The sequence below is a fragment of the Nocardioides bruguierae genome (assembly GCF_023656415.1).
GTDB classification, from domain to species: domain Bacteria; phylum Actinomycetota; class Actinomycetes; order Propionibacteriales; family Nocardioidaceae; genus Nocardioides; species Nocardioides bruguierae.
The window spans coordinates 1-15,670 of record NZ_JAMOIL010000021.1 but is presented as its reverse complement, the minus strand read 5'-3'; the positions used below and the strand labels follow the sequence as shown (position 1 = coordinate 15,670).

14 protein-coding genes are annotated in these 15,670 nt (G+C 74.3%); all 14 read left to right on the top strand.

Annotated features, from left to right (window positions below):
- Positions 1–78 precede the first annotated feature (78 nt).
- Positions 79–1,881 carry a peptidoglycan D,D-transpeptidase FtsI family protein gene (locus M8330_RS15110; protein WP_250828002.1) on the top strand — a complete coding sequence of 601 codons (1,803 nt, stop codon included), beginning with the start codon at positions 79–81 and terminating at the stop codon, positions 1,879–1,881.
- A gap of 22 nt (positions 1,882–1,903) precedes the next feature.
- Positions 1,904–3,520, top strand: coding sequence for a UDP-N-acetylmuramoyl-L-alanyl-D-glutamate--2,6-diaminopimelate ligase (locus M8330_RS15105; protein WP_250828001.1), 1,617 nt, complete (start codon positions 1,904–1,906; stop codon positions 3,518–3,520).
- Positions 3,521–3,648: 128 nt separating this feature from the next.
- Positions 3,649–4,737 (top strand): phospho-N-acetylmuramoyl-pentapeptide-transferase, encoded by a 1,089-nt coding sequence (mraY, locus tag M8330_RS15100; RefSeq protein ID WP_250056363.1) that lies wholly within the window; start codon positions 3,649–3,651, stop codon positions 4,735–4,737.
- A complete protein-coding gene (locus M8330_RS15095; RefSeq protein ID WP_250828000.1) occupies positions 4,734–5,765 on the top strand; it encodes a Mur ligase family protein in 1,032 nt (343 codons plus the stop codon). Before mraY ends, M8330_RS15095 begins: the two co-directional genes overlap by 4 nt.
- 185 nt (positions 5,766–5,950) lie before the next feature.
- A complete protein-coding gene (ftsW, locus tag M8330_RS15090) occupies positions 5,951–7,237 on the top strand; it encodes a putative lipid II flippase FtsW (RefSeq protein ID WP_250827999.1) in 1,287 nt (428 codons plus the stop codon).
- A gap of 27 nt (positions 7,238–7,264) precedes the next feature.
- Positions 7,265–8,350: an undecaprenyldiphospho-muramoylpentapeptide beta-N-acetylglucosaminyltransferase gene (gene murG / locus M8330_RS15085; RefSeq protein WP_250827998.1), complete on the top strand. Its 1,086-nt coding sequence runs from the start codon at positions 7,265–7,267 to the stop codon at positions 8,348–8,350.
- Complete coding sequence (gene murC / locus M8330_RS15080; RefSeq protein ID WP_250827997.1) at positions 8,347–9,789, top strand: UDP-N-acetylmuramate--L-alanine ligase; 1,443 nt, start codon at positions 8,347–8,349, stop codon at positions 9,787–9,789. The genes murG and murC overlap by 4 nt, the downstream gene beginning before the upstream one ends.
- A 1-nt stretch (position 9,790) precedes the next feature.
- Positions 9,791–10,540: a cell division protein FtsQ/DivIB gene (locus M8330_RS15075; RefSeq protein WP_250056353.1), complete on the top strand. Its 750-nt coding sequence runs from the start codon at positions 9,791–9,793 to the stop codon at positions 10,538–10,540.
- A gap of 270 nt (positions 10,541–10,810) precedes the next feature.
- A complete protein-coding gene (ftsZ, locus tag M8330_RS15070; protein WP_250828039.1) occupies positions 10,811–12,022 on the top strand; it encodes a cell division protein FtsZ in 1,212 nt (403 codons plus the stop codon).
- Between the two features lie 4 nt (positions 12,023–12,026).
- Positions 12,027–12,785, top strand: coding sequence for a peptidoglycan editing factor PgeF (gene pgeF, locus M8330_RS15065; protein WP_250827996.1), 759 nt, complete (start codon positions 12,027–12,029; stop codon positions 12,783–12,785).
- Positions 12,782–13,501 (top strand): YggS family pyridoxal phosphate-dependent enzyme, encoded by a 720-nt coding sequence (locus M8330_RS15060; RefSeq protein ID WP_250827995.1) that lies wholly within the window; start codon positions 12,782–12,784, stop codon positions 13,499–13,501. Before pgeF ends, M8330_RS15060 begins: the two co-directional genes overlap by 4 nt.
- A gap of 59 nt (positions 13,502–13,560) precedes the next feature.
- Entirely contained in the window at positions 13,561–14,061 is a 501-nt protein-coding gene (locus M8330_RS15055; protein WP_250056347.1) for a cell division protein SepF, read from the top strand.
- A gap of 163 nt (positions 14,062–14,224) precedes the next feature.
- Positions 14,225–14,527: a YggT family protein gene (locus tag M8330_RS15050; RefSeq protein ID WP_250056345.1), complete on the top strand. Its 303-nt coding sequence runs from the start codon at positions 14,225–14,227 to the stop codon at positions 14,525–14,527.
- Positions 14,528–14,784: 257 nt separating this feature from the next.
- The gene (locus M8330_RS15045; RefSeq protein WP_250827994.1) at positions 14,785–15,579 is read left to right on the top strand and encodes a DivIVA domain-containing protein; all 795 of its coding nucleotides are present in this window, start codon (positions 14,785–14,787) and stop codon (positions 15,577–15,579) included.
- Positions 15,580–15,670: the final 91 nt, after the last annotated feature.

The following is a 15,670-nucleotide window of genomic DNA, read 5'->3' as shown; positions in this document are numbered from 1 at the left end:
ATCAAGGACCACCAGCACCACCCGCACCACCACCGTTCATCAGCACCACCGATGACTGCACCCCGTTCGAGGAGTCCCGTGCCCCGTCTGCGTCGCGCCAGCCCGGTCGTCCGGCTGCGCTGGGGGTTCGTGGTCATCGCCATGGTGCTCTCGGTGTTCGCCGCGCGCCTGGTCCAGCTCCAGGCGATCGACCCCGGTGACCTGGCGGCGATGGCGGCGGACGAGGGCCTGCAGACCGTGACGCTGCCGGCCCAGCGCGGCGACATCCTCGACCGCAACGGCGAGCTGCTCGCGGAGTCGGCCGACGGCAAGATGATCATCGCCGACCCGCTGCTGGTGAACACCGACGACGAGGGCAACGAGGCGGACCGGGCCCCGGCCCTCGCCCGCTTCCTCGCGCGCCGCCTCGACGTCGACTACTTCACGGTGCTCTCGCGCCTGCGGCGCACCGACACCCGCTTCCAGTACGTGGCCCGCGAGGTGCCGGCTGCCCAGGCGACCGCCGTGGTGGCCGCGGCCGCCGACAAGGGCTTCTCGGGGCTCTCCACTCAGCGCGACCCGATCCGGGAGTACCCGGCCGGCGACGTGGCGGCCAACCTGGTGGGCTTCCTCGGCACCCCGGACAGCGAGGGCGTCACCACGCCCCTGGCCGGCTTCGAGCTGGCGTTCAACGGGCTGCTCTCGGGCACCGACGGCACCACCACCTACTCCTCGGCCGGCGGCACCCGCACGCCGCTGGGGGAGTCCACCACCATCGACGCCGTGGACGGCCAGGACCTCACCACCACCCTCGACCGCGAGCTGCAGTGGTACACCCAGCGCGTGCTGCGCCAGACCGTGGAGGGCTCGGGCGGCGAGTCCGGCGTGGCGGTGGTGATGGACACCCGCACCGGTGAGGTGCTCTCGCTGGCCGACTACCCGACCTACGACGCGAGCGACCCGACCGACGCGGACTCCGACGACCTGGGCACCCGGTCGCTCTCCGACGTCTACGAGCCGGGCTCCGTGGAGAAGGTGCTGACCCTCTCCGCCGCGGTCGACGCCGGGCTCGTGACCCCGCGCACCAAGCTGACCGTGCCCGGCAGCCTCTCGCGCCTGGGCACGACCATCCACGACTGGTGGGAGCACGGCGACCTCCAGCTCACGCTCGCCGGCGTGCTGGCCAAGTCCTCCAACATCGGCACCGTGCTGACCGCCGACAAGTTCGGCAACGGCCAGCTGCGCCGCTACCTCAAGCAGTTCGGTCTCGGCGCCGTCACCGGCGTGGGCGTGAGCGGCGAGTCCGCCGGCATCCTGCCGTCCCTCGCGCAGTGGACGTCGGTCACCCAGGACCGCGTCGCCTTCGGCCAGGGCGTGTCGGTCAACGCCCTGCAGATGGCGGCCGCCGTCAACACCGTGGCCAACGGCGGCGTGTACGTGAGCCCCAGCCTCGTCTCGGGCAGCGCCACGACGGACGCCGGCGACACCGTCGGCACCGGCACCACGACCACCCACCGGGTCATCTCCGCCTCGGCCGCCTCCCAGACCGCCCGGATGATGGAGCGCGTCGTCGACCCGGACGCCGGCGTCGCGCCCGGCGCCCAGGTCGCGGGCTACCGCGTGGCGGGCAAGACGGGCACCGCCCAGCGGGCCAACTCCGACTGCGGCTGCTACGACGGCTCCTTCACCGTCTCCTTCGCCGGCTTCGCCCCCGCGGACGACCCGCGCTTCACCGTGTACGTGGTCGTCCAGGGCCCGACCAACGGCGGCGGAGGCGGCTCGGTGGCCGGCCCGGCCTTCAGCAAGATCATGGGCTACGCCCTGCGTCGCTACGCCGTCGCGCCGACCGGCACGAAGGCCTCCGACCTCCCGGTCGAGTGGGGCACCGGGGACGACTCGTGACGTCTCGTAGGGTGGCCCGGCCGTGACTGACGAGACCCGCACCCTGGACCCCCGCCCGCTCGACCCGCCGCGCTCCCCGCTGGCGAGCCTCGCCCAGCACCTGACCGACCTCGACCCTTCCGCCCACCTCCGTGGTGCGGGCACAGGGCAAGACGAGGGCCCGGTGCTCACCGGCATCACCCTCGCGACCTCGCGCGTGCGCCCCGGGGACCTCTACGCCGCCCTGCCGGGCGCCCGCGCCCACGGCGCCGACTTCGCCGCGCAGGCGCTGGAGGCCGGCGCCGTCGCCGTGCTCACCGACACCGACGGCGCCGAGCGCCTGGCCTCGGCGGGCCAGGAGGTGCCCACCCTCGTCGTCGCCTCCCCGCGGGCCCTGCTGGGGCGCGCCAGCGCGTACGTCTACGGCGAGCCCGCCCGACGGCTGCGGATGATCGGCGTGACCGGGACCCAGGGCAAGACCACCACCACCCGGCTGCTCGAGGGCGGCATGGCCGCCGCCGGCCTGGTCACCGCCGTGGTCGGCACCGTCGGCACCCGGATCGCCGGGATCGACGTCGCCACCGCGCTCACCACGCCCGAGGCGCCCGACCTGCACGGCCTCTTCGCCGTCATGGTCGAGCAGGGCGTGCAGGTGTGCGCGATGGAGGTCTCCAGCCACGCCCTGGTCCTCGGCCGCGTCGACGGCGTCGTCTTCGACGTCGCCGGTTTCCTCAACCTCGGCCGCGACCACCTCGACTTCCACCCGAGCGTCGAGGACTACTTCCAAGCCAAGGCCTCGCTGTTCACCCCCGAGCGCGCCCGCCGCGCCGTGGTCAACGCCGACGACGAGCACGGACGCCGGCTCGCTGCCGAGACCACGCTGCCGGTGGTCACCTTCAGCACCGGCGCGGTCGACCCGACGGACCCGGCCGACCCGGCCGAATTCGTGGACGGGCCGCGCGGCGACTGGCGCGTCTCCGACGTGCGGACCGCGCCGAGCCGCTCCGACGTGGTCGTGCACCCGCCCACGGGCGAGCCGTTCGCCGCAGGCGTGCCGCTGGCCGGCGCGTACAACGTCTCCAACCTCCTGGCCGCCGTGGCCGTGGCCGCCGAGGCGGGCCTCGACGCCGCGGCCGTCGCCGCGGGCATCGCCGGGCTGGCCGGCGTCCCCGGGCGCCTCGAGAGCGTGCCCGGTGCGCCCGGCTTCGAGGTGGTCGTCGACTACGCCCACAAGCCCGACGCCGTCGAGGCCGCCGTCGCGGCGCTGCGCCCGCTGGCCACCGGCCGCGTGCTCGTCGTGCTGGGGGCCGGGGGAGACCGGGACACCGGGAAGCGGCCGGTGATGGGCGAGATCGCCGCCCGGCTCGCCGACGTCCTGGTCGTCACCGACGACAACCCCCGCTCCGAGGACCCCGCGACCATCCGCGCGGCCGTCCTCGCCGGTGCCGAGCAGGTGCCGGCGCAGACCCGGGCCGAGGTGCTCGAGGTCGGCGACCGCCGCGAGGCGATCGCCACCGCGCTGCGGATGGCACGCCCGGGCGACATCGTGCTCGTGGCCGGCAAGGGCCACGAGACGGGCCAGATGATCGGCGACGTGGTGCACCCGTTCGACGACCGCGTCGTCGCCGCCGAGCTGCTGGAGGAGATCGCCGCAGGCTGAGCCGCGGCCGGCACCCGTGAGCGTCGTCACGCGGGTCGCAGGAGTAGGTCCCTCGGCCCGGGTGGGCCAGAATGCCAGCGGCCCCTCGGGGCCGGGAGAACCACGAAGGACGAAAGAGAGAGGCCTCGATGCGCGCCATCCTGCTGGCCGGTGGGCTCTCGCTGCTGCTGTCCCTGCTGGGCACGCGGTACGCGATCCGCTACTTCACCCGGCTCGGCTACGGGCAGGAGATCCGTGAGGACGGCCCCACCAGCCACCACACCAAGCGCGGCACGCCCACGATGGGCGGCGTGGCGATCATCGCCGCCGCGGTCCTCGCCTACCTGCTGGCCAAGCTGATCACCGGCTCGATGCCCACGGCCTCGGCGATGCTGCTGCTGTTCCTCTTCGTCGGCACCGGCCTCGTCGGCTTCCTCGACGACTTCATCAAGATCTACAAGCAGCGCAACCTCGGCCTGCGCAGCAAGGCCAAGATCGTCGGGCAGACCATCGTCGGCCTCGTCTTCGCCGGGCTCGCGCTGAGCCCGTGGCTCGAGGACGACCGCGGCGTCCGCCCGGCCTCGGCGGCCATCTCCTTCATCCGCGACCTGTCCTGGCTGACGCTCCCGGCCGCCGTCGTCGCCGTCTTCATCCTCGTGATGGTCATCGGCGGCTCCAACGCCGTGAACCTCACCGACGGCGCGGACGGCCTGGCCACCGGTGCGTCGGTGATGGTCTTCGGCGCCTACACGATCGTGAACATCTGGCAGAACAACCAGTGGTGCGGCCAGTCGAGCATCGACTACGGCCAGTGCTACGAGGTGCGGGACCCGCTGGACCTGGCGGTCCTGGCCTCCGCCATCACCGGCGCCTGCTTCGGCTTCCTGTGGTGGAACGCCGCACCGGCGCAGATCTTCATGGGCGACACCGGCTCGCTGGCGCTCGGCGCCGCGGTGGCGGGCCTGGCGGTCCTGACCCGCACCGAGCTGTTGCTCATCATCCTGGGCGGCGTCTTCGTGCTCGAGACGGTCTCGGTGATGCTCCAGGTCAGCTGGTTCAAGGTCACCCGGCGCGTCACAGGCACCGGCAAGCGCCTGTTCCGCATCGCCCCGATCCACCACCACTTCGAGATGGTGTGGGACGAGATCACCGTGGTCATCCGCTTCTGGATCATCACCGGCATCTGCGTCGCGGCCGGCACCGGCATCTTCTACGCCGAGTGGGTGGCGGGCACGTGAGCCCCGACCCGCTGACGCTGGGCCGGCTGGACTCCTGGGCCGGCGTCCGCGTGGTCGTCGCCGGGTTCGGCCCGGCCGGCTTCGCGGCCGCCGACAACCTCCTGCACCTGGGTGCCACCGTCACCGCCGTCGACGAGCGCACGGCCGAGGAGTTCGGCGAGGCCTCCGCGGAGGTGGCCGAGCGGGCCGAGCTCCTCGGCGTCCTCGGCGCGAGCATCGCCCTCGGCGCGGGGACGACGGCGGTGCTGCCGGACGAGGTCGACCTGCTCGTGGTCTCGCCCGACTGGCGTACCGACGCGCCGCTGGTCGTGCAGGCGCACGCGCGCGCCGTGCCGGTGTGGGGCGAGGTCGAGCTCGCGTGGCGGCTGCGGCACCCCGAGCACGACACCCCCTGGCTGGTGGTCGCGGGGAGCGGGCGGGCGCGCACGGCCCGGCTGACCGAGACGATCCTGCTGGCCGGCGGCGTCCGCACGGTCGCCGCGGGCGACGGCGGGCTGCCGCTGGTCGAGGCCGTGATGGACCCCGAGCCGTGGGACGTGCTCCCGGTGGCGCTCACCGCGCTGCAGCTGCGCGGCACGACGTCGATGAGCCCGCTCGCGGCGGTCGTGCTCGACACGGCGGCCGAGCACGAGGAGTTCTACGCCGGCCTGGCCGAGGACGTCCCCGCCGCGCTGGCGGCCGACCTGGGCCGCGCCTACACCCACACCCGGGTGGCGTGCGTCTACGACGTCGAGGACGCCTCGACCGAGGACCTCGTGCGCGAGGCCGAGGTCGTCGAGGGCGCCCGGGCCGTCGGGATCACCCTCGGCATGCCGGGGGTCTCGATGCTGGGCCTGGTCGAGGACCTGCTGGTCGACCGCGCCTTCATCGAGGAGCGCTCCACCAGCGCCGCCGAGCTCTGCGCGGTGGGCGACCTGCCGGACGCCGAGCCGGCACACGTGCGGCAGGCCCTGGCGGCCGCCGCCCTCGCCCGGGCCGCCGGGGCCACGCAGGCCGCGGTGCGCGACGGGCTCTCCGCCTCGTCCTGAGCCCTGCCGTGCGGGCGCCGAGGAAGGCCGGCGCCGACACACCGGCACCGACACGCCGGCACCGACACACCGGCACCGCCTCCGCGGGTTCGGCGAGGTGACGCCTGAGACTGGTGTGACGCATGGGTACGTCCGTGCACACTCCGTCGGGGCCCGGCCCCGACCCCAGCCGTGAGGAGGCGCCGGTGAGCAGCACCGCCGACGACACCCGGCTCGTGCCGGCACCCCGGGGCGAGCGGACCGGCCTGCTGCGCTCGGTCCGCGAGACCGTCGCCGACGCCCTCGCCAGGCCGCTGACGCCGTACTACCTGCTGCTCGGCGCCGCCGCCCTGCTGCTGGTGATCGGCGTGATCATGGTCGCCAGCGCCTCGAGCGTGTACTCCTACAAGTACAACGGCGGCGACTCCTACGCCGTGGTCAAGCGCCAGATCATGTGGCTGGCCATCGCCCTGCCCCTGGCCTGGGTGGCCAGCCGGCTCCCGATCGGCTTCTACAAGCGCGTGGCCCCCCTCGCGTTCGCGCTCGGCTGCCTGCTGCTGGTCGCGACGATCTTCCTGGGCGTCACCGTCAACGGCAATCGCAACTGGCTGCCGGTCGGCCCCATCCGCATCCAGCCCGCCGAGCTGACGAAGCTGGCGCTCATCCTGTGGGCTGCCACCGTCTACGCCCACAAGGAGCGGCGGCTCGACAGCCTCCACCACCTGTTCGTGCCGGTCGTGCCCGGCGCCGCCCTGGCGACCCTGCTCGTCATCCTGGGCCGCGACCTCGGCACGGCGCTGGTGTTCTTCGCGATCCTGCTGGGCCTGCTGTGGGTGGTCGGTGCCCCGTTCCGCTACTTCGGCATCGCCCTGTCCGTGGTCGCCGCCGGGGCGCTCTACCTGGCCACCGTCGACACCGAGCGGATGGCGCGGCTGCTGAACTTCGTGGACCCGTTCCAGGACTTCCACGACACCGGCTGGCAGCCGGCGCACGGCCTGTACGCGCTGGCCTCCGGCAACGTCCTGGGGGAGGGGATCGGCCACTCCATCCAGAAGTGGGGCGACCTGCCCGAGGCGCACACCGACTTCATCTTCGCGGTGCTCGGCGAGGAGCTGGGGCTGATCGGCACCCTCCTGGTCGTCGGCCTCTTCGTCGTCATCGCCTGGGCCGCCCTGCGCGTGGCCGCCACCGCCGTGGACCCGTTCATCCGCTACGCCACCTTCGGCATCGTCGTGTGGCTGCTGGGCCAGACCGTCATCAACATCGGCATGGTGCTGGCGCTGCTGCCCGTCATCGGCATCCCGCTGCCGCTGATCTCCTACGGGGGCTCCTCGCTGGTGCCCTCCCTGGCGGCGCTCGGGCTCGTCGTCGGCTTCGCCCGCCGGGAGCCCGCGGCCGCCGCGGCGCTGGCGGCGCGGAAGGCGGCCCGCAAGGGCACGCCCGTGCCGGAGACCGGCCCCCACCCTGGCCCCCACCCTGGCGCCCGCGCCTGACCCGCCCGTCGTCTAGGTTCTGACCCGATGCGCATCCTCCTCGCCGGCGGCGGCTCCGCCGGCCACACCTCGCCCCTGCTTGCCACCGCGGACGCCCTGCGGCGGCTCGAGCCGTCCGTCGAGATCACCTGCCTCGGCACGCCCCGGGGGCTGGAGACCACCGTCGTCCCCGCCGCCGGGTACCCCTTGGAGCTGGTGCCGCCGGTGCCGCTGCCGCGGAGGGTCAACGCCGACCTCGCGCGCGTGCCGTCGCGGCTGCTCGGCGCCGTGCGCGCCACCGCGCAGGTCTTCGACCGGGTGCGCCCCGACGTGGTGGTCGGCTACGGCGGCTACGTGTGCGTGCCGGCCTACCTCGTGGCCCGTCGCCGCGGCCTGCCGCTGGTGGTGCACGAGGGCAACACGATCCCGGGCATCGCCAACAAGATCGGCGCCCGGTTCGCCGGCACCGTGGCCACGAGCTTCCCCGACACCCCGCTGGACGGCACGTACACGGGGCTGCCGATCCGGCGGATGATCTCCACGCTGGACCGCGCCGCGGTCCGCGCAGAGGCACGCACCTTCTTCGGCCTCGACCTCGACCGGCCGACCCTGCTGGTCACCGGCGGGTCCCAGGGCGCCGCGAGCCTCAACCGGTCCGTCTCCGGCGCCGCGCAGGCGCTGTCGGCCGCCGGCGTCCAGGTGCTGCACGTCCAGGGCAAGCACGGTGGCGCCGACCCGGCGCCCACCGACACCCCCTACGTGGTGCTCGACTACTGCGACCGCATGGACCTCGCGCTCGCCGCGGCCGACCTCACCGTCTGCCGCTCCGGGGCCAACACCGTCACCGAGGCCGCCGCCGTGGGCCTGCCCGCGGTGTTCGTCCCCCTGCCGATCGGCAACGGCGAGCAGCGGCTCAACGCCACCGCCGTGGTGGACGCCGGCGGCGCGCTGCTCGTCGACGACGCCGACCTGACCAGCAGCTGGGTGCGCGAGCACGTCGTGCCGCTGCTCACCGACCCCGCACGGCTCGAGGCCATGAGCCGGGCCGCCGCCGGCCTCATCCCGCGTGACGCCGACGAGCAGCTGGCCCGCCTGGTGCTGGCCGCCGGTGCGGCCGGGGGGAGCGCGGCATGAGGCTCCCCGTCCCCGAGCAGATCCTCCCGGCCGCCGAGCTGGGCCGCGTCCACTTCGTCGGCATCGGTGGCGCCGGGCTCTCCGCGATCGCCCGCATCATGGCCCAGCAGGGCGTGTCCGTCACCGGCTCCGACGACAACGACACCGCCTTCCTGCCTGCGCTGCGCGAGCTGGGCGTCACCTGCAACCTCGGCTACGACGCCGCCCACCTCGGCGACCTCGGCCCCGGCGACTCGGTGGTCGTCACCACCGCCGCCCGCGAGGACAACCCCGAGGTGGCCGAGGCGCGGGCCCGCGGGCTGCGGCTGCTGCCGCGCTCGGCCGGCCTCGCCGCCGTGATGGCCGACCGGCGCGTCCTGGCCGTGGCCGGCACGCACGGCAAGACCACGACCACCTCGCTGCTCACCTCCGCCCTGCTGGCCGCCGACGCCGACCCCACCTACGCGGTGGGCGGGGTGCTCACGGCCACCGGTCGCAACGCCGACGCCGGCGCCTCGGACCTGTTCGTCGCCGAGGCCGACGAGTCCGACGGGGCGTTCCTCGTCTACTCGCCCTGGGCCGCCGTCGTCACCAACGTCGAGGCCGACCACCTCGACACCTGGGGCACGGAGGAGGCCTACCGCGCCGCCTTCGCCGAGTTCGTCGGCCGCCTCCACCCCGAGGGCCTGCTGCTGACCTGCACCGACGACCCCGGAGCGGCCGCCCTCGCGGACGTGGCCCGCGAGCGGGGCCTCGCCGTCACCGGCTTCGGCACCGGCGAGGACGCCGACCTGCGCGCCGTCGACGTGGCGCTCGTGGGCTCGACCTCCTCCTTCACCGCCGTGCTCGACGGCGAGGAGCTGGGGCGGGTCACCCTGCGCATCCCCGGCCGCCACTACGTGCTCGACGCCCTGGGCGCCCTGGGCGCCGGGCTCCGGCTCGGCCTGCCGTTCGCGGCACTGGCCGCGGGGCTGGAGTCCTTCACCGGCACCGGCCGACGGATGGAGCGCAAGGGCGAGGCCGCCGGCATCGCCGTCTACGACTCCTACGCCCACCAGCCCACCGAGATCGCGGGCGACCTCGAGGCAGCCCGCTCGCTGGCGGGCGAGGGCAACGTGGTCGTGGCCTACCAGCCGCACCTGGTCAGCCGCACCCGGATCTTCGGCACCGCCATGGGCCGCGCGCTCGGCGCCGCCGACCAGGTCGTCGTCACCGACGTCTACGTGGCCCGCGAGGACCCGGACCCCGAGGTCACCGGCGCGCTGGTGGCCGAGGCGGTGCCGCTGGCCCCGCACCGGGTCGCCCTCGTGCCGGACCTGGCGGACGTGGCGGCCGAGCTGGTGCGGCGTGCTCGGCCGGGCGACGTCGTCCTGACCCTCGGGGCGGGCACCATCACCGGTGTCGGCCCCCAGGTGCTCGAGATCCTGGACCCCGGCCGTGCCGGGGCCGGGGAGGGCTGAGGTGGCGCAGGCCCGCCCACCGTCGCGGCCGGCCGCGGCCGACCGCGAGCAGCGGCTGTTCCGCCGCCGTCGGCTCGCCCGTCGGCTCGGCGTGTGGCGCCTCGTGGCGCTGGCCGTGCTCGCGCTCGGGCTCGTGGTCCTCGGCGTGTACGCCCTGTGGTTCTCCTCCTGGCTGGCCGTCGACGACGTCGAGGTCGAGGGCACCGACCTGCTCAGCGCCTCGCACGTGGAGCAGGCCGCCGGCGTCGGCACCGGGGGAGCGCTGGTCTCGGTCGACACCGACGCGGTCGAGCGCCGGGTCGAGGCCCTGGCCGCCGTCGCCTCCGCCGACGTGGTGCGGCGCTGGCCGCACACCCTCCTGGTCAGCGTCACCGAGCGCGAGCCGGTCGCCGCGGTGACCATCGGCTCCGCCGTGCGGGCCCTGGACGGCGACGGCGTGGTGTTCCCGGCCCCGGCCGGCGTCACCGACCCGCTGCCGGCGGTGCGCACCTCGGGCACCGTCACCGCCACCGCGCTGCGCGAGGCCGCCGGCGTGGTGGTCTCGCTGCCCGACGACCTGGCCGAGCAGGTCCGCTACGTGGAGGTCCGCTCGGCCGACGAGGTCGTGCTCGCGATGACCCGGGGCCGCACGGTCGTGTGGGGCTCGTCGTCGGACTCGGCCACCAAGGCCGAGGTGCTGGCGGTGCTGCTGGAGCAGGACGCGTCGGTCTACGACGTCTCGGTGCCCGGCACCCCGACCACCAGCGACTGAGCCCGCGTCGGAAATGACGCCCGACTCGCCGGGCGTGGCTCCACGATCCGTGGCGCCGCGGTGCCTACTGTCGTGCCCACGACGAGGTTGACATAACTATAACCCTCAGGCTGAGGGTCAGGGTTGAGAGTCCCGGCGACCGACTCGGCACACGTCGCGCAGCACGCGCACCCGGCAGCACCCAGCACCACCCAGCAGCACAGCAAGTCCGCACAGCACAGCACCCGAGTCCGGCAGGCACCGCCGGACCACGACCAGCGAGAGGCAGCCATCGTGGCAGCAGCACAGAACTACCTGGCGATCATCAAGGTCGTGGGCATCGGCGGCGGCGGCGTCAACGCCGTCAACCGGATGATCGAGGTCGGCCTCAAGGGCGTCGAGTTCATCGCCATCAACACCGACGCGCAGGCGCTGCTCATGAGCGACGCCGACGTGAAGCTCGACATCGGGCGCGAGCTCACCCGCGGCCTCGGCGCCGGCGCCAACCCCGAGGTCGGGGCCAACGCCGCCGACGACCACGCGGACGAGATCGAGGAGGTGCTCAAGGGCGCCGACATGGTCTTCGTGACCGCCGGCGAGGGCGGCGGCACCGGCACCGGCGGCGCGCCCGTCGTGGCCCGCATCGCCCGCTCGCTCGGCGCGCTGACCATCGGCGTCGTCACCCGTCCGTTCGCCTTCGAGGGCCGCCGCCGCGCCGGCTCCGCGGAGGAGGGCATCGAGCGCCTCCGCGAGGAGGTCGACACCCTCATCGTCATCCCGAACGACCGGCTGCTCTCGATCAGCGACCGCAACGTCTCGGTGCTCGACGCGTTCAAGCAGGCCGACCAGGTGCTCCTCCAGGGTGTCTCCGGCATCACCGACCTGATCACCACCCCGGGCCTGATCAACCTCGACTTCGCCGACGTGAAGTCCGTGATGGCCAACGCCGGCTCCGCCCTCATGGGCATCGGCTCGGCCCGCGGCGACGACCGCGCGGTCGCCGCCTCGGAGATGGCCGTGTCGAGCCCGCTGCTCGAGGCGTCCATCGAGGGCGCGCACGGCGTGCTGCTCTCGATCGCCGGCGGCTCCGACCTCGGCCTGTTCGAGATCAACGAGGCCGCCGCGCTCGTGGCCGACGCGGTGCACCCCGACGCCAACATCATCTTCGGCGCCACCATCGACGACGCCCTGGGTGACGAGGTCCGCGTGACCGTCATCGCCGCCGGCTTCGACGGCGGCATGCCGAAGCGTCGGGACGAGGGCACGGTGCTGCGCAAGGAGACCAAGCCGCAGACGCAGGAGGAGACGCGCGCCGCCGTCGCCGCCGCGCAGGCTGCCCGCCGCGAGGCGGAGGCCGTGGAGCGGCCGGCCGCGCGTCCGCAGGTCGAGGCCCGGCCGTCCGCCGAGCCGACCCAGGCGACCCGCGCGACCACGCCGCGGCCCGCGCCCCAGCCGGTCCAGTTCGACGACGACGACCTCGACGTCCCCGACTTCCTCAAGTGAGCCCGTGTTCCACTTCCGCACCCGCCTGAGCCCGCCGGACGGCGGACCCGGCGTCGACGTCGCCTTCACCGACCGGTGGGGCGGCGTCAGCGCGCCGCCGTTCGACGAACTCAACCTGGCGATCGCCTCGGCCGACGACCCGTCGGCCGTCGCGGAGAACCACCGGCGCCTGCTCGCCGCGCTCGCGCCCGGCGCGCAGCTGGCGGACCTCGTGCAGGTGCACGGGTGCGAGGTGGACGTGGCCGAGCCGGACCCGGACCGTGCCCGGCCCGAGGCCGACGGGATCGTGGCCACCAGCCCCGACCTCGTCCTGATGGTGCGCGCCGCCGACTGCGTCCCCGTGGTGCTGGCCGACCCCGCCGCCGGCGTGGTCGGTGCCGCCCACGCCGGGCGGGCGGGCGTGGAGCGGCAGGTCGTCGTGGCCACCGTGGAGCGGATGCGCGCCCTCGGCGCCGTCGACGTCACGGCCTGGATCGGCCCGCACGTGTGCGGCGGCTGCTACGAGGTCCCGCAGGACATGCAGGACGACGTCGTGGCGACCGAGCCGGCGACCCGCGCGACCACCTCGTGGGGCACCCCGTCGCTCGACCTCGGCGCCGGGGTCGCGGCCCAGCTGGAGCGCTGCGGCGTCACCGTGCTGCGCGAGGCCGCCACCTGCACCCGCACCAGCGCCGACCTCTACAGCCACCGGCGCGACGGTGCCGGCGCGGGGCGGCTGGCGGGCCTCGTCCGTCTGGTGCCTGCCGAGCAGGGGGCCGCGTGAGCGCCCGCGAGGCCGAGCTGGCCGCCAACCTGGACCGGGTGCGGGCACGGGTCGCCGACGCCGAGCGGGCCGCGGGGCGCGAGCCCGGCAGCGTCTCGCTCGTCGTGGTCACCAAGTTCTTCCCGGCCTCCGACGTCCGGCTCCTGGCGGGCCTGGGCGTCACGGACGTGGGGGAGAACCGCCACCCCGAGGCCCGGGACAAGAAGGCGGACTGCGAGGACCTGGGGCTGCGCTGGCACTACATCGGCGGGCTCCAGTCCAACAAGGCCGGCCAGGTGGCGGCGTACGCCGACGTCGTGGAGTCGGTCGACCGGGCCAAGCTGCTCGCCAGGCTGGACCGTGCCGCCGGTGAGCGAGGGGTCGCCCTCGAGGTGCTCCTCCAGGTCGGCCTCGACTCGGGCCGCACCGACGGGGCGGAGGTGGGCGCGGACCGCGCCGGCGTGGAGCCGGAGGACCTGCCCGCCCTCGCCGACGCCGTGACCGCCTGCGAGCACCTGGTGCTCGCAGGCCTCATGGCCGTGGCGCCGCTGGGGGAGGACCCGGCGACCGCCTTCGACCGGCTGGCCGGCATCCGCGCCGGCTTCCTGGCCGACCACCCGGGCGCGACCACGTGCTCGGCAGGGATGAGCGGCGACCTCGAGCAGGCCGTCGCCGCCGGCGCGACACACGTGCGCGTCGGCTCCGCAATCCTCGGATCGCGGCCTTCCACCCACTAGTTTCAACCAAGGACCCGTGCGTCGCGAGAGCGAGGCACACATCATCGGAGGACGAAGTCATGAGCGGCGCGATGCGCAGGATCGGTGAGTACCTCGGTCTCGTCGAGGACACCGGCCGGTACGACGACGAGTACGAGGCCGACGACACGCAGGAGACGCGTGCGCCCCAGGCGTACGCCCAGCACGAGTCCCAGCCCGCCCGCGGTCCGCGTCCCGCGCCCGTGGCCGACCTCGCCGAGCGTCGCCGTCCGGCGACCGGCCCGACCGGAGTGGTGTCCGAGCTGTCCCGCATCATCACGCTGCACCCCAGCACCTACAACGAGGCCCGCACGGTCGGCGAGAACTTCCGTGAGGGCACCCCGGTGATCATGAACCTCACCGAGATGGACGACGCCGACGCCAAGCGGCTCGTCGACTTCGCCGCCGGCCTGGTCTTCGCCACCCGCGGCACCATCGAGCGCGTCACCAACAAGGTGTTCCTGCTCTCCCCGGCCAACGTCACCGTGACGGCCGAGGAGAAGGAGCGCATGGCGGAGAACGGCTTCTTCAACCAGAGCTGAATCCGGCCCCGGGCCGTCGCCCGGGGCAGTGTCCCCGGCGGCGTCCGGGGCAGCACCCGGGCGGCCCCGGCTGGGGCCGTCCACCTAGACTGGCGGCAGTACCGACGCCCTGACGGGTGCCGGGCCGCGTGCACGGCCCGTCGAGAACGAGGAGGACGAGGCCGTGTTGATCATCGGCACCATCATCGACTGGCTGCTGGGCATCTTCCTGTTCCTGATGCTCGTCCGGTTCATCGTGGACTGGGTGCAGGTCTTCGCCCGTTCCTGGAGCCCCACCGGTGTCGTCCTGGTGATCCTCGAGGTCGTCTACTCGGTCACCGACCCGCCGATCATGTTCCTGCGCCGGTTCATCCCGCCGCTGCGCCTGGGCTCCATCGCCCTGGACATGAGCTTCATCCTCGTCCTGGTGGCCGTGTACGTCCTGCGCGCCCTCAACCAGGCGCTGCTGATCCGCCCCTTCCTCTGAGTCGCGCCCGCACCTGAGCCGGCATGCGAGTCGGCCCGACACCTGAGCCACGCCCGGGTCCTGCCCGGGTGGCGGGTGTCTCACAGGTGCCTCCCAGTCGGCTGGGGGAGCCGTGTCGGAGTCCTTCCGGACACGATCCGGAGGGGATCTGGACGTGTTGGGTGCCCCGGCTGTCACACGTGCCCCACCGAGGGCGCTATTGTCTCCTCGACAGGTGCCTCCGACGCTGCTCAGGGGCACGGCACCACGAGCATTGAATGGGTGAGGTCATGCCGCTGACGCCCGAGGACGTGAGCAACAAGCGCTTTACTCCTGTCCGGCTCCGCGAGGGCTACGACATGGGCGAGGTCGACCAGTTCCTCGACGAGGTGGAGGCCGAGCTCGCTCGCCTCACCCGCGAGAACAACGACCTGCGTACGCAGCTGAGCGAGGCGCAGGCCGCGGGCCCCGCCACGCAGGCCTACACCCCGCCGGCCCCCGAGCCGGTGGCCGAGCCGGAGCCGACCCCGGAGCCCGAGCCGGAGCCCGAGCCGGAGCCGGCCCCCGCGCCGGTCGCCGCCGCGCCCGCACCCGCGGCCGTGCCGGTGGGTGGCATGGAGACCATCCGGGTCGAGACGGTGCCCCAGGCGTCCAACGCCGCGGCCCGCCTGCTGGAGATCGCCACGACCAACGCCGAGCAGATGGTCGAGCACGCGAAGAACGAGGCCGACGAGATCGTCGGCAGCGCCCGCACCCGGGCCGAGCGCCTCGAGACCGAGGCCCGCAGCACCGCGGACCGCCTCGAGCAGGACGCCCGCACCCGCGCCTCCATGCTGGACTCCGAGACCGCTGAGCGCCGCCAGCAGATGTTCGGCGAGCTCGAGCGCGAGCGGGACCGGCTCTCCGGCGAGGTGGAGAACCTGCGCTCCTTCGAGCGCGAGTACCGCTCCCGCCTCAAGAGCTACTTCACCCAGCAGCTCGAGGCCCTCAAGGGCCAGGGCGACACCCCGTACGCGGAGGAGTCGCACCAGCCGAAGCGCCTGCGCTCCATCCTGGGCGAGGACGAGGGCTGAGTCCCTCCTGCGACACCGTCGAGGGGCGGGCCCCGGGCCGGGCCCCGGGGGGGGCGCGGGGGGGACCACAGGCCCCCGCCCGCCCCCCCAG

Excerpts from the sequence above, each read along its gene's own strand:
- mraY (WP_250056363.1), top strand. The coding sequence starts at position 3,649 with ATGCGCGCCATCCTGCTGGCCGGTGGGCTCTCGCTGCTGCTGTCCCTG.
- murG (WP_250827998.1), top strand. The coding sequence starts at position 7,265 with ATGCGCATCCTCCTCGCCGGCGGCGGCTCCGCCGGCCACACCTCGCCC.
- murC (WP_250827997.1), top strand. The coding sequence starts at position 8,347 with ATGAGGCTCCCCGTCCCCGAGCAGATCCTCCCGGCCGCCGAGCTGGGC.
- M8330_RS15055 (WP_250056347.1), top strand. The coding sequence starts at position 13,561 with ATGAGCGGCGCGATGCGCAGGATCGGTGAGTACCTCGGTCTCGTCGAG.
- M8330_RS15045 (WP_250827994.1), top strand. The coding sequence starts at position 14,785 with ATGGGTGAGGTCATGCCGCTGACGCCCGAGGACGTGAGCAACAAGCGC.